12 protein-coding genes and 1 riboswitch are annotated in these 13,413 nt (G+C 71.5%); of the genes, 5 read left to right on the forward strand and 7 right to left on the reverse strand.

Annotation, left to right across the window (positions count from 1 at the left end):
• The first annotated feature begins 17 nt into the window (after window positions 1–17).
• Together def and NRO40_RS20025 are read left to right on the forward strand one after the other, a co-directional pair.
• The gene (gene def / locus NRO40_RS20020; RefSeq protein WP_058940681.1) at window positions 18–668 is read left to right on the forward strand and encodes a peptide deformylase; all 651 of its coding nucleotides are present in this window, start codon (window positions 18–20) and stop codon (window positions 666–668) included.
• Window positions 669–984: 316 nt separating this feature from the next.
• Window positions 985–1,722, forward strand: coding sequence for a D-Ala-D-Ala carboxypeptidase family metallohydrolase (locus tag NRO40_RS20025; protein ID WP_058940682.1), 738 nt, complete (start codon window positions 985–987; stop codon window positions 1,720–1,722).
• A 54-nt stretch (window positions 1,723–1,776) separates the two neighbouring features.
• On the opposite strand, the gene NRO40_RS20030 is transcribed toward NRO40_RS20025, so the two are convergent.
• From NRO40_RS20030 to NRO40_RS20060, 7 genes are all read right to left on the reverse strand, one after another.
• Window positions 1,777–2,208 carry a ribosomal maturation YjgA family protein gene (locus tag NRO40_RS20030; protein WP_058940698.1) on the reverse strand — a complete coding sequence of 144 codons (432 nt, stop codon included), beginning with the start codon at window positions 2,206–2,208 and terminating at the stop codon, window positions 1,777–1,779.
• Window positions 2,205–3,221, reverse strand: coding sequence for a ribonucleotide-diphosphate reductase subunit beta (locus NRO40_RS20035; RefSeq protein ID WP_257375457.1), 1,017 nt, complete (start codon window positions 3,219–3,221; stop codon window positions 2,205–2,207). The genes NRO40_RS20030 and NRO40_RS20035 overlap by 4 nt, the downstream gene beginning before the upstream one ends.
• Window positions 3,221–5,578, reverse strand: coding sequence for a ribonucleoside-diphosphate reductase subunit alpha (locus tag NRO40_RS20040; protein WP_058945423.1), 2,358 nt, complete (start codon window positions 5,576–5,578; stop codon window positions 3,221–3,223). The genes NRO40_RS20035 and NRO40_RS20040 overlap by 1 nt, the downstream gene beginning before the upstream one ends.
• Before the next feature lie 145 nt (window positions 5,579–5,723).
• Window positions 5,724–5,851: riboswitch (cobalamin riboswitch) on the reverse strand.
• Between the two features lie 251 nt (window positions 5,852–6,102).
• Window positions 6,103–6,891: a hypothetical protein gene (locus tag NRO40_RS20045; protein ID WP_079047555.1), complete on the reverse strand. Its 789-nt coding sequence runs from the start codon at window positions 6,889–6,891 to the stop codon at window positions 6,103–6,105.
• Window positions 6,892–7,015: 124 nt separating this feature from the next.
• On the reverse strand, window positions 7,016–8,638 hold the full coding sequence (mctP, locus tag NRO40_RS20050) for a monocarboxylate uptake permease MctP (protein WP_058945425.1): 1,623 nt from the start codon (window positions 8,636–8,638) through the stop codon (window positions 7,016–7,018).
• Entirely contained in the window at window positions 8,635–8,889 is a 255-nt protein-coding gene (locus NRO40_RS20055; protein WP_401892069.1) for a DUF3311 domain-containing protein, read from the reverse strand. Before NRO40_RS20055 ends, mctP begins: the two co-directional genes overlap by 4 nt.
• A 165-nt stretch (window positions 8,890–9,054) precedes the next feature.
• Window positions 9,055–9,840, reverse strand: a complete 786-nt coding sequence (locus NRO40_RS20060; RefSeq protein WP_058945427.1) for a GntR family transcriptional regulator — start codon at window positions 9,838–9,840, stop codon at window positions 9,055–9,057.
• A 291-nt stretch (window positions 9,841–10,131) separates the two neighbouring features.
• On the opposite strand from NRO40_RS20060, the gene NRO40_RS20065 reads away from it, so the two are divergent.
• The 3 genes from NRO40_RS20065 to NRO40_RS20075 all read left to right on the forward strand — a co-directional run bounded on the left by NRO40_RS20065 (window position 10,132) and on the right by NRO40_RS20075 (window position 13,409).
• Window positions 10,132–11,409 (forward strand): extracellular solute-binding protein, encoded by a 1,278-nt coding sequence (locus NRO40_RS20065; RefSeq protein WP_257375458.1) that lies wholly within the window; start codon window positions 10,132–10,134, stop codon window positions 11,407–11,409.
• Window positions 11,410–11,484: 75 nt separating this feature from the next.
• Complete coding sequence (locus tag NRO40_RS20070) at window positions 11,485–12,495, forward strand: carbohydrate ABC transporter permease (RefSeq protein WP_058945447.1); 1,011 nt, start codon at window positions 11,485–11,487, stop codon at window positions 12,493–12,495.
• Between the two features lie 122 nt (window positions 12,496–12,617).
• A complete protein-coding gene (locus tag NRO40_RS20075; RefSeq protein ID WP_232791299.1) occupies window positions 12,618–13,409 on the forward strand; it encodes a carbohydrate ABC transporter permease in 792 nt (263 codons plus the stop codon).
• The last annotated feature ends 4 nt before the right edge of the window (window positions 13,410–13,413 follow it).

Genomic DNA, 13,413 nt, shown 5'->3' on the forward strand with positions numbered 1-13,413 from the left:
AAGGCGCGAAACCGGACATGGCGCAGCAGGAGACGGACCAGCAGGGCTTCGACGCCCTCCCCGTCGACGACGAGGGGTTCGTCGTCGACACGGAGCAGTGCGAGGAGCGCGAGCAGGCGTACCGCGAGCGCGGTACGTCGCGTCCGATCACGGTGGTGGGCAACCCCGTGCTGCACAAGGAGTGCAAGGACGTCACCGCCTTCGACGACGACCTCGCCCGGCTCGTCGACGACATGTTCGCCAGCCAGCGCACCGCCGAGGGCGTGGGTCTCGCCGCCAACCAGATCGGCGTCGACCTGAAGGTCTTCGTCTACGACTGCCCGGACGACGAGGGCGTGCGGCACGTCGGCGTCGTCTGCAATCCGGTGCTGGAGGAGCTGCCGGCGGACCGGCGCAACCTCGACGACTCCAACGAGGGCTGCCTGTCCGTCCCGACGGCGTACGCCTCGCTGGCGCGGCCCGACTACGCGGTGGTGCGGGGCCAGGACGTGAAGGGCAACCCCATCAAGGTCCGGGGCACCGGGTACTTCGCCCGCTGCCTCCAGCACGAGACGGACCACCTGTACGGGTACCTGTACATCGACCGGCTGTCGAAGCGGGACCGCAAGGACGCGCTGCAGCAGATGGCCGAGGGCACGCCCCGCTACCCGGTCGTCGCCAACGACTGACGCCGCCGTCGCGGCCCCGCACGTCCGGCCCGGCACGTCCAGGCCCTTCGGGCCCCGGACCCGTCCCTTACGTCCGGGCCCGTCCCGTCACGTCCGGTCCCCGTACGTCCAGGTCCTACGGGTCCCGGTCCGGTCACGCTCAGGTGACCGGGGCGGGACCCGTCCACGTCCGTCGGGGGTCGGGCGGGTGAAGGGCGGCACGCCCTGTTGACGCGCGTCGACCGCCCCGCCAGTCTCGGGAGCGGTACGGCGCCCGCGCCGTCCCGCCCGTCGCGCCCGGCGCCCGCCGGGACGCCCGCTCGGACACGGAGGCACGATGCTCGGACGGACCGGACGACTCCTGCTGTCTTTTGTCATGCTCATGTCTGCCCTGACGGTCGGCGTGGTCACCACGGCCGGCACCGCCCACGCCGACGGCTGCTACACGTGGTCGCGCACGCTCTCCCAGGGCGCCTCCGGCGCCGACGTCACCCAGCTGCAGATCCGCGTCGCCGGCTACCCCGGATACGGGGCCGTCCTCGCCGTCGACGGCTCCTACGGCCCGGCCACCACCGCGGCGGTCAAGCGGTTCCAGGCCGCGTACGGCCTGACGGCCGACGGCGTCGCGGGCCCCGCCACCTTCAGCAAGCTGTACGCCCTCCAGGACGACGACTGCACGCCCGTCCACTTCGGCTACGCCGAGCTGAACGACTGCAACACCACCTGGTCCGGCGGGGCCGTCAGCGCCGCCACCGCGAAGTCCAACGCGCTGCGCACGATGTGGAAGCTGGAGGCCCTGCGCCACGCGCTCGGCGACCAGCCCATCACCGTGACCAGCGGCTTCCGCTCCCACGCCTGCAACGACGCGGTCGGCGGCGCGTCGGGCAGCCGCCATCTGTACGGGGACGCCGCCGACCTCGGCGCGGGCCCGCACTCGCTGTGCCGGCTCGCCCAGCAGGCCCGCAACCACGGCTTCAACGGCATCCTCGGCCCGGGCTACCCCGGGCACGGCGACCACACCCACCTCGACCACCGGGCCGACCGGTTCTGGTCCGCCTCCGGCTGCGGCATCTGACGGCCGCGGCGCCGACGTCGCGGCATGACGGCCCGCGGCGCCGACGCCGCGGCGTCAGACGGCCGTGGTCGTCGTCCGGCGGCCGCGGCCCTCACGGCCCCGGGCGCGGCGGCAGGCGGCGTGGACCGCCCAGCCGGCCGCCGCGCCGATCGCGTACCAGAGCAGGTCCGGGGCGTGGAACGAGGTGCCGAGGACCAGCGGCGCCAGCCGGCTGTGGGCGGCGAGCCCGGCCGGTACGCCCGTCAGCTGGAACAGCTCCACCGCGCACGAGAACGCCAGCGCCGCCCCGGCCGCCGCCACCGGCCGCAGCCGGGGCGCGACCAGCACCACCAGCGCCACGACGAGCACGGTGTACAGCGCGTCCCCGGCGTACGTCGCCCAGGCGCCCGTCGCCGCGGACCTGGCTCCCAGGCCCGCGGCGACGGTCAGCGCGGCGGCGGCGCCGGCCGCGAGCCGCGTGGGCAGCGTCCCGGCGCTCCCCGTCAGAAGTCCTCGTCCAGGTCGACGGAGCCCTCCACGGCCACCTGGTACGCGGACGGGCGGCGCTCGAAGAAGTTCGTCAGCTCCTGGACGCCCTGGAGCTCCATGAACGCGAACGGGTTCTCCGAGCCGTACACCGGGGCGAAGCCCAGGCGGGTGAGGCGCTGGTCGGCGACGCACTCCAGGTACTGGCGCATCGACTCGGTGTTCATGCCCGGCAGGCCCTCGCCGCACAGGTCGCGGCCGAACTGCAGCTCCGCCTCCACGGCCTCCTTCAGCATGTCCGTGACCTGCTGCCGCAGCGCGTCGTCGAAGAGCTCCGGCTCCTCCTTGCGGACGGTGTCGACGACCTCGAACGCGAAGTTCATGTGCATCGTCTCGTCACGGAAGACCCAGTTGGTGCCGGTCGCCAGCCCGTGCAGCAGACCCCGCGAGCGGAACCAGTAGACGTACGCGAAGGCGCCGTAGAAGAACAGGCCCTCGATGCACGCGGCGAAGCAGATCAGGTTCAGCAGGAAGCGGCGCCGGTCGGCCCGCGTCTCCAGCCGCTCGATCTTCTCGACCGAGTCCATCCACTTGAAGCAGAACTGCGCCTTCTCGCGGATGGAGGGGATGTTCTCCACGGCGTCGAACGCGGCCGCGCGGTCCGCCGGATCGGGGAGGTAGGTGTCGAGCAGCGTCAGGTAGAACTGGACGTGCACGGCCTCCTCGAACAGCTGCCGCGAGAGGTAGAGGCGCGCCTCGGGGGAGTTGATGTGCTTGTAGAGCGTCAGGACCAGGTTGTTCGCCACGATCGAGTCGCCGGTCGCGAAGAAGGCGACCAGACGGCCGATCATGTGCTGCTCACCGGGAGTGAGCTTGGCGAGGTCGGCGACGTCCGAGTGGAGGTCGACCTCCTCGACGGTCCAGGTGTTCTTGATGGCGTCCCGGTAACGCTCGTAGAAGTCCGGGTAGCGCATGGGGCGCAGGGTGAGTTCGAAGCCCGGGTCGAGCAGGTTCTTCTCGGTGTGGGGGGACATCACTGACAGGCCTCGCAGGACTCGGGGTTCTCCAGGGAGCAGGCGACGGCGTCGGGCTCGGACACCTGCTGGGCGGGTACGGGGGCGGCGGCGGACGCCTGGGCGGCGCGGGCGATCCGGGTCGCCGGGCGGGAGCGCAGGTAGTACGTCGTCTTCAGCCCCTGCTTCCAGGCGTACGCGTACATCGACGACAGCTTGCCGATGGTCGGCGTCTCCAGGAACAGGTTCAACGACTGCGACTGGTCCAGGAACGGCGTGCGGGCGGCGGCCATGTCGATCAGGCCGCGCTGCGGGATCTCCCACGCCGTGCGGTACAGGGCCCGCACGTCGGCCGGGACCCAGGTGAAGCCCTGCACGGAGCCGCTGGACTCGCGCAGCGCCTCACGGGTCTGCGCGTCCCACACGCCGAGCTTCTTCAACTCGTCCACCAGGTAGGAGTTGACCTGGAGGAACTCGCCGGACAGCGTCTCGCGCTTGAAGAGGTTGGAGACCTGCGGCTCGATGCACTCGTAGACCCCGGCGATGGAGGCGATCGTCGCCGTCGGCGCGATGGCGAGCAGCAGCGAGTTGCGCATGCCGACCTCGGCGACGCGGGCGCGCAGCGCCTCCCACCGCTCGGGCCAGGCCAGTTCGACGTCGTAGTGGTCGGGGTGGAGCACGCCGCGCGCGGTCCGCGTCTTCTCCCACGCGGGCAGCGGGCCGTGGCGCTCGGCCAGGTCGGCGGATGCCTCGTACGCGGCGAGCATGATCCGCTCGGCGATCCGCGTCGACAGGGCGAGCGCCTCGGGGGAGTCGAACGGCAGCCGCAGCCGGAAGAAGACGTCCTGGAGGCCCATCGCGCCCAGGCCCACCGGGCGCCAGCGGGCGTTGGAGCGGCCCGCCTGCTCGGTCGGGTAGAAGTTGATGTCGACGACCCGGTCGAGGAAGGTGACGGCCGTGCGGACGGTCTCGTCCAGCCGCTCCCAGTCGATGGAGTCACCGGTCACGAACGCGCCGAGGTTGACGGAGCCCAGGTTGCAGACCGCGGTCTCGCCGTCGTCCGTGACCTCCAGGATCTCCGTGCAGAGGTTGGAGGAGTGGACCGTGTGGCCCGGCTCGGCGGTCTGGTTGGCGGTGCGGTTGGCGGCGTCCTTGAACGTCATCCAGCCGTTGCCGGTCTGCGCGAGCGTCCGCATCATCCGGCCGTACAGGTCGCGGGCCGGCATCGTCCGGCGGGCCAGGCCCTTGGCCTCGGCGGCGCGGTAGGCGGCGTCGAACTCCTCGCCCCACAGGTCGACCAGCTCGGGGACGTCCGACGGCGAGAAGAGCGACCAGTCGGCGTCGGCGTTGACGCGGCGCATGAACTCGTCGGGGATCCAGTGCGCCAGGTTGAGGTTGTGCGTGCGCCGGGCGTCCTCGCCCGTGTTGTCGCGCAGCTCCAGGAACTCCTCGATGTCCGCGTGCCAGGTCTCCAGGTAGACGGCGGCCGCGCCCTTGCGCCGCCCGCCCTGGTTGACGGCGGCGACGGACGCGTCCAGCGTCTTCAGGAACGGCACGATGCCGTTGGAGTGGCCGTTGGTGCCGCGGATCAGCGAACCGCGGGCGCGGATCCGCGAGTACGACAGACCGATGCCGCCCGCGTGCTTCGAGAGCCGGGCCACCTGGTGGTAGCGGTCGTAGATGGAGTCCAGCTCGTCCTGCGGGGAGTCCAGCAGGTAGCAGGAGGACATCTGGGGGTGCCGGGTGCCCGAGTTGAACAGGGTCGGCGAGGACGGCAGGTAGTCGAGGCGGCTCATCAGCCGGTACAGCGCCTCGACCTCGTCCAGGGCGCCCGCCGAACGGTCGGCGGCCAGGCCGCAGGCGACCCGCAGCAGGAAGTGCTGCGGGGTCTCGACCACCTTGCGGGTGAGCGGGTGGCGCAGCAGGTAGCGCGAGTACAGGGTGCGCAGGCCGAAGTAGCCGAACCGGTCGTCGGCCGCGGGGTCGATCACGGCGTCCAGCCGGTCGGCGTGGCCCGCCACGAGCTCGGCGGTGCGGTCGGCGATGAGCCCCTCGCGGTGGCCGACGGCGACGGAGGCCGAGAAGCACACCGCGCCCTGGCCCGCCGCCTCGTCGGCGATGGTCCGGGTCAGGAGCCGCGCGGCGAGCTTCGAGTACGCGGGGTCCTCGGCGATCAGTCCGGCCGCCGCCTCGGTGGCGAGCTCCCGCAGTTCGGCCTCGTCCGACCCGGCGTGCCGGCCGCGCAGGGCGGCGGCGGCGACCCGGCCGGGGTCGGCGTCGGGGAGGTCCGCGGTGAGGTCGGTCAGGGTCCGCAGCAGCGCGGTCCCGGGCGCGTCGACTTCGGTGGCTGAAGCCGGATCCGCTGGCGCGATGGTCACGTGGGGGCTCTCCCTCGCTCGGCTCGGGGTCCCGCGGGCGGGGGCGGGGGAGCGGGGCGCGCCTCACCCCGGGCACGGGGGCGTGCGTGACCGCGTCCACCGGCCCACTCCGCGAGGCCCGGACGTCTGGGCACCCGGGCCGGACGGTCCGGGCGCGCTGCCGGCAGGTCGTCGGACTCGCGGGTACGCGAAGGGCACACCGGTACACCGTTGCGGGACAGTTCCGGACTCTCACCGGATTCCCCTGCTGCGACAGCGAGGACGAGCATACATGTGGGGGGCACCCCTCACGGCACACCCCACATGTTGTGTCAGAGTGTCGGCGCGTACGCGAACAGTGGCAGCCCGGGGAGGGGTTCCGGCCCCGGCGGAGGGGTCCGCGCGGGGCTGCCACGGGGCTCTCGCGGGACCGGCGCGTGGCCCCTCGGGGAGGGCCGGCGCGGGCGGACACGGGGGCCGTCACGGGCCGCCGCGGGGCTCCCGCGAGCCCGCGGGGGCGGCGCGGCCGGGGTGGTGGGGCGGGGTCAGCCGCTCACGCCCACGCCGTTGTCGGGCGCCCCGTCACCCACGGGAGGCAGGTCCCCGCGCTCCACGGGCGCGCCGCCGGTGCCGCCGGGGCCGCCGCTGCCGGCCGTGCCGCTTGTGCCGCTCGTGCCGCTCGTGCCGCTCGTGCCGCCGGGACCGCCGTTGCCGCTCGTGCCGCCCGAGCCACCCGACCCGGGCGGGCGTTCGGGCAGTACCTCTGCCAACTCCTCGTCGGAGGCGCGGTGCGCCCGCTCGGCGGCGGCACGCAGGGTGGCGCGGTCCACGGCGGCGCGGTCGGCGCTCACGCGGATGCGCAGCCCGCCCTCGACGCGCAGGTACTCGTGTGCCGTGTCCCCGGAGCGGTACCACAGCGCCCCGTCCGCTGCGCACGGCCCGCCACCGGCCGCGCCCGTGCCGGTCGACGGGGCGGGTGGGGCCGACGGGACGGCGGCGCAGCCCACGTCCTCGAGGCGGCCCCGCTCGACGCCGAGGGTGAGCGTGCCGCCGCCCTTCGAGACGTACGACGCGGAGAAGCCGTCGTCGCCGAGGACGCCCACCGACTGCTCGGCGAGGTCGAAGCCGTCGGCCTCGGTCACGTACACGTGTTCCGCCCTGGTCTGCAGGGCGGCGGCGCGGGCCTCCAACTCCGCCCGGTCCGGGGCGCCGGAGCCGGCCACCTGCGTGCCGCAGCCGACGAGGAGCAGCAGCGGCGACGCCAGGGCGGCCAGGAGCGCCGGGGTGCGCCGGGGGCGCGGGGGGAGCGGTGCGGGCACCGGGCGTCGTGTCATGCGCACATCCTCGCCTACCGGCCCGGTACCGGACGAGGGCCCCCGTCGGCCCGGTACGCGCACGAGGGCCCCCGCCGCCCTGCCGGGACGGTGCGGGGGCCCTCGCCGCGGGGCGGTCCGGGGTTCAGTGCCCGGTGCCGACCTTGGGCATCGTCCGGCGGACGCCCGTGTCGCCCACGTCGGCGGTGTAGTCGCCGGCGGTCGTCTCGTCGACGCCCTCCGGCGCCCGCACCGCCCGCAGCGCGAACGTGAGGACCACCGTGACCAGGAGGTTCAGCACGAAGGCGGTGAGGCCGATGTACCCGATCTCCCCGATGCCGGGGATCTCCGCCGACGAGCCGCCGAAGTGCTTCTGCGTGGGGCCGGCGACGTTGTACGCGGTCCAGGTGCCGTACACCATGCCGACCGCCCAGCCACCGAGCAGCGCCCAGCGGTGGAACCACCGGGTGAACAGGCCGCCGACCAGCGCGGGGAAGGTCTGGAGGATCCAGATGCCGCCGAGGAGCTGGAAGTTGATGGCGACCGTCTTGTCCATCGTGAGGACGAACGCCAGCGCGCCCACCTTGACCAGCAGCGACACCAGCTTGGACACCTTGGTCTCCTGCTCCGGGGTGGCGTCCGGCTTCAGGAAGTCCTTGTAGATGTTGCGGGTGAAGAGGTTGGCCGCGGCGATCGACATGATCGCGGCCGGTACGAGCGCGCCGATGCCGATGGCGGCGAAGGCGACCCCGGCGAACCAGTCGGGGAACATGTCCTCGAACAGTTGCGGGATGGCCAGCTGGCCGTTCTGCACCTTGATGCCCGCGGCGATCGCCATGAAGCCGAGGAACGCCAGCAGGCCCAGCATCAGCGAGTACAGCGGCAGGATGGTGGTGTTGCGGCGAATGACGTCACGGCTGCGGGACGACAACGTCGCGGTGATGGAGTGCGGGTACATGAAGAGCGCCAGCGCCGAGCCGAGCGCCAGGGTCGCGTACGTCCACTGGCCGGCCTCGCCCGGCACCAGCGCGCCGCGCGGCTTGTCGGTCGCCGGGTTGACCTGGGCGTAGGCGTCGCTCGCGGCGCTGAAGATCGCGTCGAAGCCGCCGAGCTTGATCGGGATGTAGATGATGGCGACCGCGATGACCAGGTAGATGAGCGTGTCCTTGACGAACGCGATCAGCGCGGGGGCGCGCAGCCCGGAGGAGTACGTGTACGCGGCGAGGACGCCGAAGGCGATCAGCAGCGGGAGGTCCTTGACGAACCAGTGCGTGGACTCGCCGCCGCCCACGCCCATCACGTCCAGCACGGCCTGGATGCCGACCAGCTGGAGCGCGATGTACGGCATGGTGGCGAGGATGCCGGTGAGGGCGACCGCCAGCGACAGGCCCTTGGAGCCCCAGCGGCCGCGCACGAAGTCGGCGGTGGTGACGTAGCCGTGCCGGTGCGACACCGACCACAGGCGCGGCAGGAAGGTGAAGATCAGCGGGTAGACGAGGATCGTGTACGGCACGGCGAAGAAGCCGGCGGCGCCCGCCGCGTAGATGGCCGCCGGGACGGCGACGAAGGTGTACGCCGTGTACAGGTCCCCGCCGAGCAGGAACCACGTGACCCACGTGCCGAACGACCGGCCGCCCAGGCCCCATTCGTCCAGGCTCTGCTCGTTCTCGGCCCGGCGCCAGCGCGCGGCCAGGAAGCCCATGACCGTGACGAGCAGGAAGAAGAAGACGAAGACGGCGAGCGCGACGCCGTTCACACCGTCCTTCATCGCTCCGCACCCCCGTCCCGGGAGGCGCGGGCCCGCTGGTCACGGTGCCAGAGCCGGTACGCGAGCATGGTCAGCGCCGTGGACAGCACGACCCAGAGCATCTGGTACCAGTAGAAGAACGGGATCCCGATGAGCACCGGCTCCGTCCGGGCGTAGGAGCCCACCCAGAGCATCGCGACGAACGGGGCGACGAGACAGAACGCGATCACCACCCGCACGGGGGTGACGACGGGTGGTTTCTCTTGCGACATCTCCGGCATACGGCGGCACCGTCCCCTCAAGATCAGCCGTGCGATGCGGTGAATCTAGGGGACGGCCCGGCGCGAGGGAACCCGTCGCTTGATAACGGTGTGACTGCGGAGGCGTGTGTGAGGGGTGGGAATCCTGTGCCCGTCGCCGGGTCCGGCCGTCCGGGCCTACTCGTCCCTCGGCCGCTGGAGCCGGGCCACGAACTTGTACCGGTCGCCCCGGTACACCGACCGCACCCACTCGACGGGCGCGCCGTCCTCGTCGATGGAGTGCCGGGAGAGCATCAGCATCGGCAGGCCCACGTCCGTGCCGAGCAGCCCCGCCTCGCGCGGTGTGGCCAGCGACGTCTCGATGGTCTCCTCCGCCTGGGCCAGCCGCACGTCGTACACCTCGGCGAGCGCGGTGTAGAGGGAGGTGTACTTCACCAGCGAGCGGCGCAGCGCCGGGAAGCGCTTCGCCGACAGGTGGGTGGTCTCGATGGCCATGGGCTCGCCGCTGGCCAGGCGCAGGCGCTCGATGCGCAGGACGCGCCCGCCCGGCTGGATGTCGAGGAGTCCGGCGAGGGTGTCGTCGGCGGTGACGTAGCCGATGTCCAGCAGCTGGGAGGTGGGTTCGAGGCCCTGGGCGCGCATGTCCTCCGTGTAGGAGGTGAGCTGGAGCGCCTGGGAGACCTTGGGCTTGGCGACGAACGTGCCCTTGCCCTGGATCCGCTCCAGCCGCCCCTCGACGACGAGCTCCTGGAGCGCCTGGCGCACGGTGGTGCGGGAGGTGTCGAACTCGGTGGCGAGCGTGCGCTCCGGCGGCACGGGGGTGCCGGGGGGCATGGTCTCGGTCATGTCCAGCAAGTGCCGCTTGAGTCGGTAGTACTTGGGCACGCGAGCGGTCCGCGTCGCCGTCCCGTTCTCGGACGGGAGCGCCTTCCCGGGCTCCGTACCGCCACTGTGCGCGGCCATGGCTTGCCTCTCCGACTCCTGTGCTGTTGCCGTCACCGGCTCCTCCGTCTGTCGCGGCTCACATGGTGGCACGGACCGGTCACGGGTCGTCGCCCCTCCTCAGGTGTCGGTCCCATAACGGACGCAACAGCCCCTCTTATACACCCTTGACACCCCCAAAGGTCTAGGCCAAGCTCCGGGTTACTGGTCTAAACCATTAAAGATCAGGTCCCAGTCCCACGAGCAAGATGCGTCGTACGTCGCACGTCTCCGCGGTGGGCAGGGGTTGCAGGCATCCCTGAGGAGGGTGGCGTGAAGCGCAAGCTCATCGCGGCGATCGGCGTCGCGGGCATGATGGTCAGTCTCGCCGCTTGCGGCGGTTCCGACAACGGCGGCGACAAGGCGGGCGGCGCCAAGGAGCTGACCGTCTGGCTGACCGTCGACGCGCAGAACAACTGGCCGGACCTGGTCAAGGCGGCCGACGACGCGATCACCAAGAAGTACCCGGGCATCAAGATCAAGCACGAGTACTACGGCTGGCCCGACAAGAACACCAAGCTCGACGCCGTGCTGGCCACGGACAAGGCCCCCGACGTGGTCGAGATGGGCAACACCGAGATGATCGGCTACATGGCGAAGGGCGCCTTCGCCGAGGTCGACCCCGCGAAGTTCGAGAACTCGGACAAGTGGCTGGACGCCCTGAAGGAGTCCGTCACCTACAACGGCAAGACGTACGGCGTCCCCTACTACGCGGGCGGCCGCATCGGCACCTGGCGCAAGGACGTCGCCGCCGAGGCCGGCGTCACGACGGCCCCGAAGACCTGGGCCGAGCTGACCGCCGCCCTGGACAAGATCCAGGCGAAGAAGGGCGAGAAGTTCAGCGCCTGGTACCAGCCGGCGCCGGACTGGTACGCCGCGATGTCGTTCGTCTTCGACGCCGGCGGCTCCATCGCCGAGCAGGACGGCGAGACGTGGAAGGCGAACCTCTCGTCGCCGGAGTCCGTCAAGGGCCTCACCGAGTACAAGAAGGTCCTCGACGCCTACATGCACGGGGACAAGACGAAGGACGAGGCCGACCGCCCCGTCGTCTTCGGCCAGGGCAACGCGGCGACCGTCTTCGCCGCCGCGTGGGAGGGCGCCACCGCCGCCGACCCGAAGAACGACAAGGTGGGCGGCCTGAAGGACAAGCTGGAGAACTTCGTCATGCCCGGCCCGTCGGGCAAGAACCTCCCGGTCTTCCTGGGCGGCTCCGACCTCGCCGTGCCGGTCAAGTCGAAGTCCCAGGACGTCGCCGCCGAGTGGATCGCCGCCTTCACCGGCCCCCAGGGCCAGAAGGGCCTCGTCGCCAAGGGCAACCTGCCCAACAACAAGGCCGACCTCGCCCCGCTGAAGGCCGACCCGGCGACCGCCGTCCCGGCCACCGCCGCCGAGTCCAGCTGGTTCGTCCCGACCGCGCCCGGCTGGGGCCAGGTCGAGAAGGGCCAGATCCTCAAGACGATGCTCGTCGAGATCGCCAACGGCAAGAAGTCCGTCGAGGCCGCCGCCAAGGACGCGGACGCCGCGATCGACAAGGTCATCAACACCAAGTGACCTGTGGGCGGGGCCCCGTCGCCGCGACGGGGCCCCGCCGCCCGCACCACGAGAGGGATCGCTGAGGAGCACGGGATGAGTGCCGCTGAGACAACCACCGCGAAGGCGCCGCCGGTGCGGCAAGCGCCACCACCCGGCCCGGGCGCCGGACGCCACCCCGGGAAGCCGGCCGGGAAACCGTCGGCACCCGGCGCCAGGACCGGGGCGTCGGTCCCGTGGCTGCTGCTCGCGCCCTGCCTGACCGTCCTGGTCCTGGTCCTCGGCTACCCGCTGTACCGGCTGGTGGCCCTCTCCTTCCAGAAGTTCGGCCAGCCGCAGCTGTGGGGCTTCCAGGAGGCCGAGTCCGTCGGCTTCGCCAACTTCGCCAGGATCCTCGGCGACGGCGAGTTCTGGGCCGTCGTCCTGCGCACGGTGGTCTTCGCCGGCGGCGCCGTCGTGCTGACGATGGTCCTCGGCATGCTCATCGCCCTGCTGCTGCAGCGGGTCTCGCCGTGGGTGAAGGCACTGATCAGCGTTGTCCTCGTGGCCAGCTGGGGCATGCCGATCATCGTCGCCACGGCCATCTTCAAGTGGCTCTTCGACGCCGACTACGGCGTGCTGAACTGGCTGATCGACAAGCTCCCCGGCGTCGACATGATCGGCCACAACTGGTTCGCCAGCGGCCCCCAGGGCCTCGCCGTGATCATGCTGCTGGTCGTCTGGGGCGCCGTGCCCTTCGTCGTCATCACGCTCAGCGCGGGCCTCACCCAGGTGCCCAAGGAGCTGGAGGAGGCCGCCCGCCTCGACGGCGCCGGCGCCTGGGGCGTCTTCCGCTTCGTCACCCTCCCGATCCTCAAGCCGATCATCGTCATGCTGACGACCCTCTCCGTCATCTGGGACATGGGCGTCTTCCCGCAGGTCTACGTGATGCGCAACGGCCACCCCGAGCCCGAGTTCCAGGTGCTCACGACCTACTCGTTCGACAAGGCGTTCGTCGTGAACGACTACGGCACCGGCTCGGCCATCGCCCTCGTCACGGTCTTCCTGCTGCTCGGTGCGGTCGCCGTCTACATGCGTCAGATGCTCAAGATCGGAGAGGTGGAGTGAGCGCCAACGCCACGGCCGCCCCGGCCAACCCCGTGGCCCCGGCCGCCCCGACGGCCCCGGCCGCGAAGGCCCCCCGGACCGCCACCACCCGCCGCCGGCGCCCCGGCAAGCTCGGCTGGAACCTGCTCGGCCTGCTCGTCGTGGCCGTCCTCGGCTTCCCCGTCTACTGGATGGTGAACACGGCCTTCAAGCCGGCCAAGGACGCGATCGACCCGGACCCGCACTTCTTCCCCTCCACCTTCACGCTGGAGAACTTCAAGCGCGCCCTGGAGGTCGCCGACTTCTGGGGGCCCGTCGGCCGCAGCCTCGTCGTCTCGCTGGTCGTCGTGGTGATCGGCATCGCCGTCGGCATGCTCGCCGCCCTGGCCATCTCGCGGTTCGCCTTCCGCGGCCGCAAGATCGTCATCGTCGGCATCCTCGCCGTCCAGATGGTCCCGCTGGTCGCCATGATCATCCCGGTTTTCCTGCTCCTCAACGACCTGGGCCAGTACGACCGGCTCACCGGCCTGATCATCACCTACCTCACCTTCATCCTCCCGTTCACGGTGTGGACCCTGCGCGGCTTCATCGTGAACATCCCGAAGGAGCTGGAGGAGGCGGCCATGGTCGACGGCTGCACGCGCACCGGCGCCTTCGTCCGCGTCGTCTTCCCGCTGCTCGCCCCCGGCATGGTCGCCACGTCGGTCTACGGCTTCATCCAGGCGTGGAACGAGTACCTGTACGCGCTGATGCTGATGAGCCAGCAGAACCAGACCGCGACCGTGTGGCTCGGGAACTTCATCACCAAGAACGGCACCGAGTACGCCCCCATGATGGCGGGCTCCACCATGATGGCCGTCCCCATCGTGATCCTGTTCCTCCTCGTCCAGCGCAAGATGGCCGCGGGCCTCACGGCCGGCGCAGTGAAGGGATGACCGG

This window comes from Streptomyces changanensis, from assembly GCF_024600715.1.
In the GTDB taxonomy this organism is placed as follows: Bacteria; Actinomycetota; Actinomycetes; order Streptomycetales; family Streptomycetaceae; genus Streptomyces; species Streptomyces changanensis.

Excerpts from the sequence above, each read along its gene's own strand:
- def (WP_058940681.1), top strand. The coding sequence starts at position 18 with ATGGCGCAGCAGGAGACGGACCAGCAGGGCTTCGACGCCCTCCCCGTC.
- NRO40_RS20025 (WP_058940682.1), top strand. The coding sequence starts at position 985 with ATGCTCGGACGGACCGGACGACTCCTGCTGTCTTTTGTCATGCTCATG.
- NRO40_RS20035 (WP_257375457.1), bottom strand. The coding sequence starts at position 3,221 with ATGTCCCCCCACACCGAGAAGAACCTGCTCGACCCGGGCTTCGAACTC.
- NRO40_RS20045 (WP_079047555.1), bottom strand. The coding sequence starts at position 6,891 with ATGACACGACGCCCGGTGCCCGCACCGCTCCCCCCGCGCCCCCGGCGC.
- mctP (WP_058945425.1), bottom strand. The coding sequence starts at position 8,638 with ATGAAGGACGGTGTGAACGGCGTCGCGCTCGCCGTCTTCGTCTTCTTC.
- NRO40_RS20055 (WP_401892069.1), bottom strand. The coding sequence starts at position 8,889 with ATGTCGCAAGAGAAACCACCCGTCGTCACCCCCGTGCGGGTGGTGATC.
- NRO40_RS20060 (WP_058945427.1), bottom strand. The coding sequence starts at position 9,840 with ATGGCCGCGCACAGTGGCGGTACGGAGCCCGGGAAGGCGCTCCCGTCC.
- NRO40_RS20070 (WP_058945447.1), top strand. The coding sequence starts at position 11,485 with ATGAGTGCCGCTGAGACAACCACCGCGAAGGCGCCGCCGGTGCGGCAA.